Below are 13,687 nucleotides of genomic sequence, written 5' to 3'. Positions count from 1 at the left end.
GGAAGGGTGACTCGCCATCAGGCGAAACGTGATTCGGGGATCACGAAAATCGTGAGACGAAATCCGGAGGGAATGACGAAAGGGTCCGGGGCGGCTGCGTTACCGGTCCGGGCCCGCCAGCCCCTCTCGGAGCGCGAAGCGCGTGAGGTCGGCCAGATTGTCGCAGCCCGTCTTCTCGAGAATGTTGCGTCGGTGCGTGTCCACGGTGTTCCTGCTGATGTGCAGCGACGACGAAATGTCCCGGGCGCTCCGTCCGTCAACGAGAAGCCGGAGCACCTCGAGTTCGCGGGGGGAAAGGCCGCATTCCGGTTCGGGCGCCGCGCGGCCGAGGAGATCGAGGTAATCCGCCGTGACGATGGACGCGATCCTGGGACACAGGGCGATTTCGCCCTTCAGGACGGTGCGCAGCGCGATCAGGAATTCCGCCGAACTGCTTTCCTTAAGGACATAGCCGCGCGCCCCTGCCGCAAGCATTCCCGCGATGATGTGGCGGTCCGCGTGCATCGAAAGCGCGAGGACGAGAAGACCGGGACGTTCGCGCCGGAGGATCCGCGTCGTCTCGATGCCGCCCATCCCGGGCATCGTCACGTCGAGGACGACCACGTCGGCCGGACGGCTCCGGACGTATTCGACAACGGCCTCGCCCGTCGGGACGAGCGCGACGACCTCCATGTCGTTCTCCCGGGCGATCAGGTCGCGCAGACCGTCGAGGAACATCTCGTGGTCGTCCGCGAGGATGACGCGCGCGCTCATTTCTTCCACTCCCCCTTCGCCGCGGTTTCCGGCGGGGCGTCGGTGCGGCGTGGGGCGACAAGGATCACGGACGTCCCCTTGCCCCGGGACGAAAGGATCCGGATCGTCCCACCGAACGCATGCAACCGTTCGCGGATGCTGAAGAGCCCGAGTCCCTTCCACTTGCCCCAGTGCTTCTCCGGCGGACGCACGAACCCAACCCCGTCGTCCTCGACGACGACGCAGACGGAATCGTCCGAATGGCGCACGCGGACCGTCGCCTTCGACGCCTTCGCGTGCTTCAGGATGTTGAACAGCAGCTCGCGCGTCATCTGATAGAGAAGCACGCGGACCTCGAGCGCAAGCGGCACCGCGCCGCCGGCCGCGGCGAAATCCCACCGGATGCCCGCCTGTTCGAAGATCCCCTCGCCCAGCGAATCAATCGCGGCTTCGAGTCCGACGAGGTAGAGGCTCGGCGAGCTGATCCGGAAGGTGAACGAGCGCGTCTCCGAGATAGTCTCCTCGAGCATGGCCGCGATCGACGAAAGCTCCGCGCGGACGCCCCCGTCGACGTCGGGACGGTCGAGCCCCTGAAGGCGGTGCAGTATGGCGGCGAGCGAGTAGCCGAAATGATCGTGGAGGGTCGCCGCGATCTCGCGCCGCGTCTTCTCCTCGGACAGCGACAGCTCCGCGGCGAGGCGGCGCAGCTCCGAGCGATATTCGATCAGGCGCGCCTCGTTCTCGGCGAGCGCGTCGATCGCGCGCTTCCAGTCCGTCTTGTCCATGAAGATCACGGCGACCTCGCCCTTTTCGGGCGAGAAAGCGAGCGCATAGAGGTAGCGGTGCGTATCGACGCTCCATCCTTCGTACCACGCCGACTCTCCACCCGTCGCGACCCGTATGATGATGTCGCGCCATTCGCTCTCCTTCGCGGACCACACCTCGAAGAAGGTCTTGCCAATCATGTCCTCCCGGCGGACCCCCATGACGCGCTCGTAGGCCGGATTCACGTCGAGATAGCGGACGTCCGCCGGTTTCCCGGAGTCGTCGGATTCGACGTAATACAGCGCCAGCGGCTCGAAGATTCTCGATACGAGCACCCGGTAGAGACATTCGTTGCGTTCGCGCGCATCGGCCGGATTCGTTCCCGTCATCGGCGCCTCCGAAAAATAGGGGATGCCCCGGATCCTTCCGGAACACCCCTATTGTACCCTTCGGATGGGAAGCGTCACATCCCCCGACGCGTCGGGGATCGTGCATCCGCGCTCGACCACCTGCATCGCGGCCCGGATGTACCCCAGCGCGTAGGCCATCCCCGTGAGCCACGGCGTGTCGCAGGTCACGAGCGGCGAGTGGTCCGGGATGATGACGCCGTCGAAGCCGTTGTCGTACAGGACGCGGACGACGCGGAGGATGTCGATGTCGCCGTCGTCGAGGAAGGTCTCGACGCAGCACTCGATGCCGTTCGACATGCTCGGGACGATCTCGAGAACCCGCTGGTAGAGCGGAATCCGGTACACGAGGCGCGGCGTTCCGCGGACGGTATCGAAGGGCGGATCGTCGGGGTGGAGCGCCATCGTGACGCCCGCGCTCTCCGCGACCGGGACGATCTCCTTCAGGAAGCGCGAGAAGCGGTCCCAGAGCTGTTCGGAGGTCGTGGAGGGCAGGACGCCATTTCCGAAGTTCTCGGGGTCGTAGATCATGTTCCAGACCATGCCGCGCGGGATGGGCGGATCGTCGGTGCGCCCGTCGATGATGACGGTTTCCGCGCCGCCGCGCCCCAGGAGGCCGGTTGTCCGCCCCGCGACGCCCGCGAGGCTGAAGTTGTAGCCCATGACCGGGATTCCGACCTCGCCCATGTTCCGGATGAGGGTCTTGAGCCCGTCGATCTGCGCGTCGCGCTCCGGTCCGTCGAGCAGGACGTCGTACCAGAAGCCGGGGTCGAAGTTCTCGATGGCCTCCCAGACGAGCCCCGCGTCTTCGACGGTTCGCTTGATCGCGAACAGTTCGTCGGTCGTCCAGTCGGCCCGCCGCGTGAGATTGAGCAGGCGGATCCGGTCGAAGTGGACGTTGGTCGCCCGGATCAGCCGCCAGATCGTCTCGCGCCTCGCGCACCGGCGTCCGGCTCAGGCCGAGCGAATCCCCGACGGTCTTTTCCGAGACGGGCATCCCCGGCGACAGCACGAGCCCGACCAGGTTGTGGAGCAGCGTCCGGTAGACCCAGCCGCTCGCGGTCTCCCCGCCTTCGAGCGGGACGGAGACGAGTCCGTTCATCCGCGCATCGGTCCCCTCTCTACCCGCCATAGACGAGGTTCGGAAGAAACAGCGAAATCGACGGGAAGAACGCCAGGATCGCGACTTCGATCAGAATCGCGACGACGAACGGGACCGAGTCCCGGACGTATTCCCCCGTGGGACAGTCAAGAAGCGAACAGGTCGTGTACATTGCGACGCCGACCGGCGGCGTCATCCCCCCCATCGTGATGATCGTCATCATGAGCACGCCGAAATGAACCTGGCCGCGTCGCGCCGGAGAGCGCCGTTCCGATACGTCGCGAGGGGGAAAACGAAATTCGCTCCGGGTCCGTCAGGGCGCCTTCCTCGGAGAGCTTCCGAGCCTCCGGACGCTTTTCCCGAGCGTCTTGCCGAAAAACCTGCCTCCCTCGACGACAACGACGCCGTTCTTGACGACGTAGTCGATGCCGGTCGGCACGCGGCGCGGAGTGATGTAGTCGGCCGAGCCTCCGACGGTCGCCGGGTCGAAGACCACGAAGTCCGCGATCAGTCCCTGCTTGATGAGTCCGCGGTCGGCGAGATTGAATCGCTGCGCCGGGAAGCCGCTCATCTTCCACACGGCCCGTTCGAGCGACAGAACTCCCTCCTCCCGCACGAAATGCCCGAGTACGCGCGGGAAGGTCCCGAAACATCGCGGATGCGGCCGCCCGATCGCCATACGGCCCGTCATCGAGGAAGGCAGCGAATCAGAGCCAATCATCGAGAGTTCGTGCGCGATGATGCGTCTGTTGTCCGACGCCGACTGCGAATCGATGACGATCGTGACCTCCGCTTCCTCGGAGACGATGATGTCGAGGATCGCGTCGGCCGGGTCGACGCCCCGCGCTTCGGCGACCTGTCGCACCGTCTTCCCCTCGAGCCCCGCATCGTTCTTGCAGGTGCAGATCAGAATCCTGTCGTACGACGCCCCCTTGACGAAGTTGTCCCAGCCCGGGATCTCCTGCGTGAACTCGAACTTGATCCGCTCGCGATCCTCGGGCCGCCCGAGACGTTCGAGCATCTTCCCGACGCCGCCCTCCTTGGCCCACTGGGGGAGCACCACGCTGATCAGCGTAGCTCCCGCCGAGTAGGGGTAGACGTCGCACGCAACATCGACGCCGCGATTTCGCGCCTCCTCCATCATTCCGAGCGTCGTCCCGGAGAGCCCTTCGTATGCGTTGATGATCTTGTGATGCGAAATCTGAAGCCTGCAACCGCTCTTCTCGGCCGTCCGTATGGCTTCCTCGACGGATTTCAGGATCTCACCCGATTCGCCGCGCATGTGCGTCGCGTAGACGCCGCCGTACCGGGCCGTGACGCAGCAAAGTTCCGTGAGTTCGGCTTCGTCGGAGAAACATCCCGGCGGATAGATGAGCCCCGTCGAAAGTCCGACGCACCCATCCTCGAGCTCGCGCCCGAGAAGTTCTTTCATGCGCCCGAGCTCCTCTTCCGTAGGCTTCCGGTCGTCGAAGCCCATGACCGCGATGCGGATCGATCCCTGCCCCGCGAGGAACGCGAGGTCCGTCGAGTGTCCGTTCCGGTCGACGATGTCCATGATCTCGCCCGCGCGCGTCCACGAAAAGTCCGGCATGGCCTCCTTCGGGATGAACGGCTTGAGATAATCCCGGAGCAAATCCATCCGGTCCGACGAGACCGGCGAAATGGAAAGGCCGCAGTTGCCGCCGATTTCGGTCGTGACGCCCTGGAGGATCTTGCCGTCCGTATCGTTGACGGTCGTGCAGTTGCAGTCGGAGTGACAGTGGGGATCGATGAATCCCGGAGAGACGGCTCTGCCCTCCGCGTCGACGCACTGCGCCGCGTCCGACGCGTCCACCTTGCCTATGCCGGCGATGCGCCCGTTCCGGACCGCGATGTCGGCTTCGTACCACGGCCCGCCGCTTCCGTCGAACACCCTGGCGTTTTTGATAACGAGGTCATATCCGTGCGACATTCGTTCACGACTCCTTTCCGTTTCGGATGTGTCAGCCTCTGCTCAAACCGAACCACGTCTCGATGATCCCGCGTGGCGTCTTCGGCGTGACGAGGCTCACGCCCACGGTCAGCGCGAGCGAGACGACGAGCGCCGTCACGATCGCGTGCATTCCGAACGTGATCGGGAGGTACTTCCCGGCGCCGAGGATGTAGGTCGCCAGCCCGCCGATCATCCCTGCGGCCGCTCCGTATTCGTTGCACCGCATCCAGTAGAGCCCGAGCAGTGTCGGCCAGAAGAACGACGACGCAAGTCCGCCGATCGAGAAGATGATGAGATACTGCAACGCGTGCGGCGGCTTCACGGACGCGACGAAGATCGCGAGACACACGACGATCGTGACCCACAGGTTGACCTTCTTGAGGTGCTCCGACGAAGCTCCCGGATTGATGAAGGATTGGTATGCCTCCTTGATGAGGCTCGACGTGATCACGATGATCATGGCGCCGACGGTGGACTGGATCGCGCCAGCGACGCCGGCCAGCGTCACGCCCGCGAGCCACGGTGGAAGGACGATCATCGCGAGAGCCGGAATCGCGTGGTCGGCGACCTTCAGGTCGGGAATTATCGCCTTCGCCAGGACGCCGAGGTATGGCAGCGTCAGCGTCCAGAGAATGACGAAGGCCGCGCCGAGGACGATCGCCCGGTGCATCGCGCGCGTATCCCTGTATGTCAGCGCGCCCATCGTCGCGTGCGGAATGCCTATGATGACGAAACCGAAATTGAGCCACATGGAGACATGGTACGCGATGGACCACGTCCACGGGTTCAGCAGCTTCGGATCGACCTTTCCGATGCCCCGGATCGCGGTTTCGAGCGGCCCGGCGTGGACGACGGCCCCCGTCGTGAGGGCGATCACCGCGACCGTCATGACGACTCCCTGGAACACGATCGCGAGCGCGACGCCCTTGATGCCGCCAAGCGCGACGATGGCGAGAACGACTCCCGCGAAGAGGACGAGTCCGAGTTCGTAGGACATTCCGGTCATCGTTTCGAACAGTCTCGCGCCGCCGACGATCTGGGCGACGACGTAGCTCCCCATGAAGCAGACGATGCTGAGGACGCCGAACGCCGCGATCAGCCGGTTGCGGTTGTAGCGGTGAAGCAGCAGTCCGAAGATCGACTGCGCGCCGATGCGCCGGGCGACGATGCCGATCTTCTTTCCGACCTCGCCCAATACGATGAACGTCATGAAGTTCTGAGCCCCGGCGGCGACGACCCACGTCGCGCCGAGCCTGTAGCCCAGCCCGGGACCTCCGAGAAAGGTTCCCGCGCTGCAGAGCCCGGCCGCGATCATCATCGCGACGACCAATGCCCCCATTCCGCGACCGCCCGTGTAGAATTCGTCGATATACTTGTTGATGGCGACCCTGTCCATGTTTCTCTTGGCAAGCCATCCGATCAGGAGCATCCCCGCCGTGTACGCGAAAAACGTCACGATGACGACGAGCCTCGCGCTTCCCGAAACGTTCAGTTCCATTCGCGTCTCCCTCCCTTCGTCCTTCGGCGCGTTCTCATTTCGAGATATCCATGTTCCGGAACACGAAGAACGTGATCAGGATCACCGCGACGAAGAAGACTGCCGTCGTCAGCCAGACCCCTACCGCCATCCAGAGCGGAACGCCCCAGAGGTACGCGTAATTCGACGGCTCGCCCCTGCCGAGGAAGTAGCAGAGCGCGACGCTGACGATCGTATACGCGATCCACACCGCGAACGTAAGCTTCATCTCGGACTCGCACACCACGAACCTCGGATCGATTTCGATGTCCTCGAAACGGTAGTTCCTGTCGTTTTCCGCTTTTGCCGCCACACCAACCCCTCCTTCTGTCGGACTCGAACAGCCGCAGTCGCCGAAAGCGGACGCTTTTGCGCAATGCCACACTGCCGCGGCGAATTTGGGAGCATCCTCGCAGATGCGTCTTTATTTGTCAATAAAAACACGAATATTCGTGTCTCCATCGACATTCAGGTCCGTCCGTTTGACGCTTCGCTTCCCGGCTCATTGCCGGAACTGACGGCCAAAAAAAGACCGGGAGGGGACGTTTGTCCCCTCCCGGTCTGGTGTTGCTCTCTTCGGACCCGGACACAGGTTCCTCTCCGGAGCCGCCCGGGGAACGCGCGTCGGTTTAGCGCGCGCTGCACGTCACCGCGACGGCTTCGAAGGCCTTGTCGAGATCTTCGGTAAGATCCTCCGGAGCCTCGAGGCCGACTGAGAGCCGGACGAGGCCCTTGGAGATCCCGGCCGCCTTCAGCTCCTCGTCGGAGAGCGCGGAGTGCGTCATCGACGCGGGATGCTGGATGAGGGACTCGGCGTCGCCGAGGCTGACGGCGAGCGTCCAGAGGTGCGTGTTGTTGATAAGCGCCTTGCCCGCGTCGAGTCCGCCTTTCAGCTCCATCGCGATGATGGCCCCGAAGTAGCGCATCTGCTTCGCTGCGAGCGCCTTCTGCGGGAAGCTGTCGAGCCCCGGATACCAGACCTTCGCGACCTCGGGCCGTCCTTCGAGGAAGCGGGCGACCTTCATGGCCGACTCGCAATGCCTCGGGACGCGGACGTGAAGCGTCTTCATGCCGCGAAGCAACAGATAGGCGTCGAACGGCGAGAGCGTGGCGCCGGTCAGGTCCTTGAGCCCCTCCATCTTCACGCGTCCGATGAATTCCTTCGTGCCGACGACGATTCCCGCGATGATGTCGCCATGTCCGTTGAGGTACTTCGTGGCGGAGTGGACGACGACGTCGGCGCCGAACTCGATCGGGCGCTGGACGACGGGCGTGCAGTAGGTATTGTCGACGACGAGGATCGCGTTGTTCGCGTGGGCGATCTCCGCGAGCGCGGCGATGTCGGCGATGTCCATCGTCGGGTTCGCCGGAGATTCGCAGTAGATCATCCGGGTGTTCGGCCTCACGGCGGCCTTCACGGCCGCAGGGTCGGTGAGGTCCATGAACGTCGTTTCGATGCCGAAACGAGGGAACTGGTGGCTCATGAGGGAGAAGGTGCAGCCGTAGAGGGACTTCGCGGCGATGACGTGATCTCCGCCCGAAAGGGCCGTCCAGAGAACCGACGCGATCGCGCCCATGCCGGACGCCGCGACGGCGGCCGCCTCGCCGCCTTCGAGCGCCGCGATCTTATCCTCGACGGCCGTGTGGTTCGGGTTTCCGAGGCGCGTGTAGATATACCCTTCTTCCTCGCCCCGGAAGCGCCGGGCGCCCTCGTCGGCGTTCCTGAACGCGAATGTCGACGTCTGGTAGATCGGAGTCGTCAGCGCCCCAGTGACGGGATCGGGATGGGTTCCCAAGTGGACGCACTGCGTATCGAAACGGTAGGGCATGCGGTATTCCTCCTTAAGATGTTGGGTGATGCTCTTGTTCATATTTTATCATTCAAAGTACGCCTTTTACAAAAAAAGAGCGAGACGCCCTTCATGGCCGTCCCGCCCGCACCCCGACGCCGACGTTACGCCTTACATCAGCGGAATTCCGGAAGTCTCCGCCTCCTCGTCCGCCTTCCGCGCGACGACGAACGAAACCGGAAGGAGGTTTTTCACCGGAATCTGGAGCGTGACAGCGAACCCGCACCGTTCGAGGAGCGCGCGCAGGCTCCGCGACGTGAATCGCGTGTATACGGGGTGCCCCGTCCGCCTCAGCGCCCACGAGAAGATCCTGGCCCGGATCGACTCGCCGCCGACGTAGGTCGGCGCGATCAGCTTTCCATGTTTCCCGAGGACGCGAAACGCTTCCGCGAGCAGCGCCGCCGGACGTTCGACGACGTGAAGGACGTTCGCTGCGATGACCGCGTGGAAGGTCGCGTCGCGGAACGGAAGATTGTACGAACTGTGGATCGAAAACGCCACATTGCGCACCCCTCGTTTTCGCCCCTTCTCGCGCGCCGTCGCGATCATCTCGCGCGATACGTCGACTGCCTCGACGCTGGATACCTTTCCCGCGATCAGCAGCGGGATCTCTCCCGTCCCCGTTCCGACATCCAGAACGCTATCGTCGGGAGACAGCTCCTGAAGAATGCGGCGGACAACCTCCGCGTACATTTCCGCCAGGTATCGCGTGTGCCTGTCGTAACGCCTCGCCATTCCGTCCCAGAACGCCGCATCCCTGTCGGCCGCCGTTTCGTGCGACATCGTATCCTCCCTGACACCCGGAGTTTCGTTCGTGTCGCCAGTATAAATCGAATTTTCGCAAGAATGCAAGCGTACGGCACACCCGGACGAAAAAGAAGTGCGAACTCGGCGTATCCACAGAAGGGCGCGGAACCGACCGGAGGCATCTTTCCTCCGTTTCCGGTGCGTGTACAATATCCTGTGATCCGATTCGTCAGGAGGAATGCCCGGAATGAAGAAACGATTGTCGTATTTCGGAACGTTCGTCGCTGTCTTTTTCGCGCTCATGGGGTCGCTCGCGGGCACGGCGTCCGCCAGGACGGCCCTGGTCTTCCAGTCCGACTTCGGCCTCAGGGACGGATCCGTCGCGTGCATGAAGGGAGTCGCCTTCGGCGTGGACGCCTCCCTGCCGATATTCGACATCACTCACGAGATCCCCGAGTACTCGATCTGGGACGCCTCATACCGGCTGCTCCAGACCGTCGGGTTCTGGCCCGCGGGAACCGTCTTCGTCTCCGTCGTCGATCCCGGCGTCGGAACCGACCGCCGTTCAGTCGTCGCGAAGACGCGAAGCGGACACTATATCGTCACGCCCGATAACGGAACGCTGACGTTCATCGAAAGTTCCGTCGGACTTGAAGAGGTCCGGACGATCGACGAGACGCGCTACCGGCGCCCGGGGTCCGAGCAGTCGTACACCTTCTACGGCCGCGACCTGTACGCCCTCGCGGGCGCGAAGCTGGCTTCGGGGGCGATTTCGTTCGCGGACGTCGGTCCCGTCCTCTCCGGCCCCGTCGTCCGCATCCCGCACCGGAAGGCCGAGGCGAAGAACGGAGTCCTCTTCGGCACGATCCCCGTCATCGACGTCCGGTACGGAAACGTCTGGAGCACGATCGGCAAGCCGCTCTTCGATACGCTGAAGCCCGTGGCCGGGGCGAAGTTCGAAGTGACGATCCTCAACGACGGAAAGGAAGTCTACAGGGGCGTCGTTCCGTACGCGAACACTTTCGGGGACGTCCCGGAGGGAGAGCCGCTGCTCTACCTCAACAGCATGATGAACCTGTCCCTTGCGCTGAATATGAGCAGCTTCGCGGAGGAGCACGGCATCTCCTCCGGCCCCGAGTGGTCCGTCGTCGTGCGCCCCGAGAAGAAGTGAGCGGGGCCTCACGGTCGTCACGCCTTCTTGCCCTCCACCCGGTACCGGAGCCACAGGAGGCCCTCTTCGAGCGTCTCCGCGTGGTCGAGGCGCAGCCTCACGAGGTCGTCCGCGGACGCGACGTCCGGTCCGTCCATAAGTGTCGGTGACGTTCGCCCTCCGGCCATGCACGGCTGGATAATGACGCTGACCTCGTCCACGAGCCCCGCGCGCAGCAGCGCGCCGTTGAGCGATCCGCCGCAGTCGGTCCGCACCGTGCGAACGCCGAAGCGCGCGTTCAGCTCATCGAGAGCCGCGCGAAGGTCCACGCGGTCCTCGCCAGCGACGATCCACCCGACGTGTCGCTTTTCGAGGTATTCGAGGTAGGACTTGGGCGTCGAGCTGGAACAGAGCACGACGATCTCCCGCCACCAGGGCTCGGCGTCCATCATCCGCCAGTTGTGGATGCGCCCGCGGCTGTCCGGGACGACGAGCAGCGGGAGCGGCTCGGAGACCAGATTTTCCGTTCCGGCGCAGGGCGGTTTCTTCTCCGGCCTCGGCAGTTCGACGGCCGAAGCCTCGTCTTCGTGTCCGCCGAGCGGAAAGATAGTGTTCCCTCCCGCGAGAATCGCGTCGACCTTCCAGAAAAAGCAGCGGCGGTAGTACGACACGACCGCCTCCGGAACGTACTGCGCCCAGTCGATGCGCCCGTCCAGGCTGATGATGTTGTATATGGTCACGTGCGGCAGCATGATATCCCCTCCCGCCGAAAAGATTACCATGTGAGCGCTCTTAACGTAAATATATTCAAAAAGCATGTATCACCGACTTCACGCCGTCCGCAGGACGGCGGCGGATTCCCATCTGACTGCCGCCGTTGGCCGCACACCAAACACATCCCGTTTTTGCCATACGCTTCGAGCATGCTATACTATTTCATCGTAATACAACAAATAATGCTTCAAAAAATATATTTTTGAAGAAGGTGCGGCATGGACGATCGGGAGGCTTCCCCCAAGAGGAAAATACTGCAAAAGATCCTCGAAAAGGCGCGGAAGAGAATCGCCCGCTCCCCCGAGCACGAAATCGATCTGGTCGTCTCCGATTCGATCTACGAGAGTCTCTCGGGCGCGCGGACCCCGAAGCTCCGCGAGGATATCGTCGCCTATCTGCGGAACCGGGCGAAATACGTTTCGCCGCTCGATCGGCTCGTCGTCAACGTCGCCCCGCACGGTCCCGAAACGCTGAAGGATCTGGAGGACGCCGTACGGAACGCGATGAACGACGCCATTCTCTACGCCCACAACGAACTGCAGCAGATCAAAAAGTTCTACACGATCCTGTTCGTCCTCGGAATCCTGACGTTCGTCGTAAAAACGTTCGTCACCGTTTTTTTCAAGAACGCCGGCGTCAACGAAATCTTTCTCATCATCATGTGGGTTTTCGTCTGGAGGGCCGTCGAGCTGTTCTTCTTCGACCGCGGGGCCATCGTCCGGGAAAGCATGCGACTGGTCCAGCTCCACGAGGCGCGGTACGTCGCGGCGGATTTCTCCGCCACGGCGGAGCCGCGAAACGGCGATCCCGCCGACATTGTTGCGGATCGCACGGACGCCGCGGGAATGGACGACTGACGAAATCCTCGCGGACGACGTGCGCTTTCCTGACCTGCCCGGGTGCAAGACCTGCTTCTTTCGCCGAATACAAATGCGAGGGTGATTCGATGAGCGAACACGATGAAAAACGCTGCACGCTGCGGAGTGAATCCGAAAATACAGGTCTGGCGTACAATTTTTTCGACGGCATCGCCAAGGTCGTTGAACAGGCGCGGGGGCATGTCGAGCGCACCGTAAACCGAACGATATGCATGACCTACTATGAAGTGGGGCGGCGTATCGTCGAACGAGAACAGGACGGGGCGCATCGCGCCGCCTATGGCGCGAAATTGCTCTCCGAGTTGTCGTCGTACCTAACGGCGCGGTGCGGCAAAGGGTGGTCCGTCGGCAACCTGAAAAACGCACGGCAGTTTTATACGGTTTATTCACCTGAAATTCGCAAATCGGTGATTGGCGAATTGGAAAACCGCCAGTCGCTGTACGACTTTTTCAAATTGAGCTGGACGCACTACATCGTTCTGATGCGAATCAAGGACAAACATGCCCGGCATTTTTATGAAGTGGAGTCGGTGAACCAACAATGGACCGTTCGCCAACTGAAGCGGCAGTATGACAGCAGCCTGTTTGAACGGCTCGCCCTGTCTCGTGACAAAGACGGAGTCATGCGGCTCGCCATCGAAGGACAAACGATCGACAGGCCGAGGGATATTCTGAAAGATCCGCTCGTTCTTGAATTCCTCGATTTGGAACAAAGCCTTACGTATACGGAGTCAGATCTGGAATCGGCGATTATCGCCAATCTCCAGAAGTTCCTGCTCGAGATCGGCAAGGGATTTTTGTTTGAGGCGCGCCAGAAACGGTTTGCGTTTGACGAAAAGTCATTTTTCGTTGACCTCGTCTTCTATAACCGCCTGCTGCAATGCTATGTGCTCATTGATCTCAAGACAGGCGAACTCAAGCATCAGGACTTGGGGCAAATGCAAATGTATGTCCACTATTTCGACCGTCATGTAAAACGCGAGTTCGAAAAACCAACAGTCGGCATACTGCTCTGTCAGGAAAAGAACGACAACATCGTAGAGTTGACCTTGCCGAACGACAGTAATATCTACGCCTCAGAATACAGTCTCTATCTGCCCGACAAGGCTCTGCTACAGCGCAAGCTTGCCGAATGGGTCGAAGAGTTTGAAGAAACTCATGGAGGCGACAACACATGAAGCTCCAGTTCTTGGCGATGGCTTGATTCTGGAGCATATCCGCAGCATTCAGCGCGGACGAATGGACGCCCGTCGGAATCCAGGGGAGCCGGGACTCGTGACGATACCGCATCCCCGGAAGGATCTTGGGACCGGCGTGTTCCGGAATATCCTGCGACAGGCAGGGCTTGTGTAATTTGGAGGAATTCGATGAAAACGGACCGGAATGTCTTTCCCGCTATTTTCTTCCGCGATGAAAATGTGGTCGGCGTGCGCTTTCCCGACCTGCCCGGATGCAATACCTGCGGCGACAACCAGGAGGAAGCGCTGACGATGGCGCGGGACGCGCTCGGCGGACACCTGTTATGCCTCGAAGACCTCGGGGAGGCGATTCCCACGCCGACTCCCTTCGACAAGATCCGGACGAAAAAGAACGAGGTCGTCGCACTCATCGAAGTTCACCTGTCGATCCTGAGGGAAGAAGACCGAAAACGCGCCGTCAACAAAACCGTCACCGTACCCGCATGGCTCAACCGGATGGCGATGGACGCGCACATCAACTTTTCCAGCACGCTTCAGGAAGCGTTGCGGCAGAAACTCGGCGTTTAGGATCGCCGGGGACTTCGGCAGAAAGACG

At 62.2% G+C, this 13,687-nt stretch carries 15 protein-coding genes and 1 pseudogene; 5 read left to right on the top strand and 11 right to left on the bottom strand.

All coding sequences use genetic code 11. The annotated features are described in order from the left end of the window. Positions 1-99: 99 nt before the first annotated feature. The 10 genes and pseudogenes from ACZ5IU_RS07970 to ACZ5IU_RS07925 all read right to left on the bottom strand — a co-directional run bounded on the left by ACZ5IU_RS07970 (position 100) and on the right by ACZ5IU_RS07925 (position 9,127). Positions 100-753 carry a response regulator gene (locus tag ACZ5IU_RS07970; RefSeq protein WP_464421696.1) on the bottom strand — a complete coding sequence of 218 codons (654 nt, stop codon included), beginning with the start codon at positions 751-753 and terminating at the stop codon, positions 100-102. Continuing rightward, positions 750-1,886 carry a sensor histidine kinase gene (locus tag ACZ5IU_RS07965; RefSeq protein ID WP_464421694.1) on the bottom strand — a complete coding sequence of 379 codons (1,137 nt, stop codon included), beginning with the start codon at positions 1,884-1,886 and terminating at the stop codon, positions 750-752. The genes ACZ5IU_RS07970 and ACZ5IU_RS07965 overlap by 4 nt, the downstream gene beginning before the upstream one ends. 48 nt (positions 1,887-1,934) lie before the next feature. After that, on the bottom strand, positions 1,935-2,591 hold the full coding sequence (locus tag ACZ5IU_RS07960; RefSeq protein ID WP_464421692.1) for a mannonate dehydratase: 657 nt from the start codon (positions 2,589-2,591) through the stop codon (positions 1,935-1,937). A gap of 21 nt (positions 2,592-2,612) precedes the next feature. Continuing rightward, positions 2,613-2,729, bottom strand: a pseudogene (locus ACZ5IU_RS07955) (hypothetical protein); the annotation flags it as partial. A 296-nt stretch (positions 2,730-3,025) separates the two neighbouring features. After that, entirely contained in the window at positions 3,026-3,229 is a 204-nt protein-coding gene (locus ACZ5IU_RS07950; RefSeq protein WP_464421856.1) for a TRAP transporter large permease subunit, read from the bottom strand. 90 nt (positions 3,230-3,319) lie between these two features. Continuing rightward, positions 3,320-4,957, bottom strand: coding sequence for an N-acyl-D-amino-acid deacylase family protein (locus ACZ5IU_RS07945; RefSeq protein ID WP_464421690.1), 1,638 nt, complete (start codon positions 4,955-4,957; stop codon positions 3,320-3,322). A 31-nt stretch (positions 4,958-4,988) separates the two neighbouring features. After that, on the bottom strand, positions 4,989-6,476 hold the full coding sequence (panF, locus tag ACZ5IU_RS07940) for a sodium/pantothenate symporter (protein WP_464421688.1): 1,488 nt from the start codon (positions 6,474-6,476) through the stop codon (positions 4,989-4,991). Between the two features lie 34 nt (positions 6,477-6,510). Continuing rightward, the gene (locus ACZ5IU_RS07935) at positions 6,511-6,807 is read right to left on the bottom strand and encodes a YhdT family protein (RefSeq protein WP_464421686.1); all 297 of its coding nucleotides are present in this window, start codon (positions 6,805-6,807) and stop codon (positions 6,511-6,513) included. A gap of 316 nt (positions 6,808-7,123) precedes the next feature. Continuing rightward, on the bottom strand, positions 7,124-8,323 hold the full coding sequence (locus tag ACZ5IU_RS07930; protein ID WP_464421684.1) for a trans-sulfuration enzyme family protein: 1,200 nt from the start codon (positions 8,321-8,323) through the stop codon (positions 7,124-7,126). Between the two features lie 132 nt (positions 8,324-8,455). Further along, positions 8,456-9,127, bottom strand: a complete 672-nt coding sequence (locus tag ACZ5IU_RS07925; RefSeq protein WP_464421682.1) for a class I SAM-dependent methyltransferase — start codon at positions 9,125-9,127, stop codon at positions 8,456-8,458. 211 nt (positions 9,128-9,338) lie between these two features. Between ACZ5IU_RS07925 and ACZ5IU_RS07920 the strand changes: the two genes are divergently transcribed. Continuing rightward, positions 9,339-10,262: an SAM hydrolase/SAM-dependent halogenase family protein gene (locus ACZ5IU_RS07920; RefSeq protein ID WP_464421680.1), complete on the top strand. Its 924-nt coding sequence runs from the start codon at positions 9,339-9,341 to the stop codon at positions 10,260-10,262. 17 nt (positions 10,263-10,279) lie between these two features. Here ACZ5IU_RS07920 and ACZ5IU_RS07915 read toward each other — a convergent pair whose 3' ends face one another. Then, positions 10,280-10,993, bottom strand: a complete 714-nt coding sequence (locus tag ACZ5IU_RS07915; protein WP_464421678.1) for a dihydrofolate reductase family protein — start codon at positions 10,991-10,993, stop codon at positions 10,280-10,282. Between the two features lie 240 nt (positions 10,994-11,233). Here ACZ5IU_RS07915 and ACZ5IU_RS07910 point away from each other — a divergent pair, with 240 nt between their 5' ends. From ACZ5IU_RS07910 to ACZ5IU_RS07895, 4 genes are all read left to right on the top strand, one after another. After that, positions 11,234-11,872 carry a hypothetical protein gene (locus ACZ5IU_RS07910; RefSeq protein ID WP_464421676.1) on the top strand — a complete coding sequence of 213 codons (639 nt, stop codon included), beginning with the start codon at positions 11,234-11,236 and terminating at the stop codon, positions 11,870-11,872. 89 nt (positions 11,873-11,961) lie between these two features. Continuing rightward, a complete protein-coding gene (locus tag ACZ5IU_RS07905) occupies positions 11,962-13,071 on the top strand; it encodes a PDDEXK nuclease domain-containing protein (RefSeq protein WP_464421674.1) in 1,110 nt (369 codons plus the stop codon). Further along, complete coding sequence (locus tag ACZ5IU_RS07900; RefSeq protein WP_464421672.1) at positions 13,052-13,246, top strand: type II toxin-antitoxin system HicA family toxin; 195 nt, start codon at positions 13,052-13,054, stop codon at positions 13,244-13,246. The genes ACZ5IU_RS07905 and ACZ5IU_RS07900 overlap by 20 nt, the downstream gene beginning before the upstream one ends. Positions 13,247-13,260: 14 nt before the next feature. Further along, positions 13,261-13,659 carry a type II toxin-antitoxin system HicB family antitoxin gene (locus ACZ5IU_RS07895; protein ID WP_464421670.1) on the top strand — a complete coding sequence of 133 codons (399 nt, stop codon included), beginning with the start codon at positions 13,261-13,263 and terminating at the stop codon, positions 13,657-13,659. Positions 13,660-13,687 lie beyond the last annotated feature (28 nt).

The sequence above is a fragment of the Lactivibrio alcoholicus genome (assembly GCF_055390895.1).
The sequence above is the reverse complement of the archived record's forward strand: the minus strand, read 5'-3'. Positions and strand labels throughout refer to the sequence as shown.

Excerpts from the sequence above, each read along its gene's own strand:
- ACZ5IU_RS07970 (WP_464421696.1), bottom strand. The coding sequence starts at position 753 with ATGAGCGCGCGCGTCATCCTCGCGGACGACCACGAGATGTTCCTCGAC.
- ACZ5IU_RS07910 (WP_464421676.1), top strand. The coding sequence starts at position 11,234 with ATGGACGATCGGGAGGCTTCCCCCAAGAGGAAAATACTGCAAAAGATC.
- ACZ5IU_RS07950 (WP_464421856.1), bottom strand. The coding sequence starts at position 3,229 with ATGATGACGATCATCACGATGGGGGGGATGACGCCGCCGGTCGGCGTC.
- ACZ5IU_RS07915 (WP_464421678.1), bottom strand. The coding sequence starts at position 10,993 with ATGCTGCCGCACGTGACCATATACAACATCATCAGCCTGGACGGGCGC.
- ACZ5IU_RS07905 (WP_464421674.1), top strand. The coding sequence starts at position 11,962 with ATGAGCGAACACGATGAAAAACGCTGCACGCTGCGGAGTGAATCCGAA.
- ACZ5IU_RS07965 (WP_464421694.1), bottom strand. The coding sequence starts at position 1,886 with ATGACGGGAACGAATCCGGCCGATGCGCGCGAACGCAACGAATGTCTC.
- ACZ5IU_RS07920 (WP_464421680.1), top strand. The coding sequence starts at position 9,339 with ATGAAGAAACGATTGTCGTATTTCGGAACGTTCGTCGCTGTCTTTTTC.
- ACZ5IU_RS07925 (WP_464421682.1), bottom strand. The coding sequence starts at position 9,127 with ATGTCGCACGAAACGGCGGCCGACAGGGATGCGGCGTTCTGGGACGGA.
- ACZ5IU_RS07895 (WP_464421670.1), top strand. The coding sequence starts at position 13,261 with ATGAAAACGGACCGGAATGTCTTTCCCGCTATTTTCTTCCGCGATGAA.
- ACZ5IU_RS07900 (WP_464421672.1), top strand. The coding sequence starts at position 13,052 with ATGGAGGCGACAACACATGAAGCTCCAGTTCTTGGCGATGGCTTGATT.
- ACZ5IU_RS07945 (WP_464421690.1), bottom strand. The coding sequence starts at position 4,957 with ATGTCGCACGGATATGACCTCGTTATCAAAAACGCCAGGGTGTTCGAC.
- panF (WP_464421688.1), bottom strand. The coding sequence starts at position 6,476 with ATGGAACTGAACGTTTCGGGAAGCGCGAGGCTCGTCGTCATCGTGACG.
- ACZ5IU_RS07960 (WP_464421692.1), bottom strand. The coding sequence starts at position 2,591 with ATGGGCGAGGTCGGAATCCCGGTCATGGGCTACAACTTCAGCCTCGCG.
- ACZ5IU_RS07930 (WP_464421684.1), bottom strand. The coding sequence starts at position 8,323 with ATGCCCTACCGTTTCGATACGCAGTGCGTCCACTTGGGAACCCATCCC.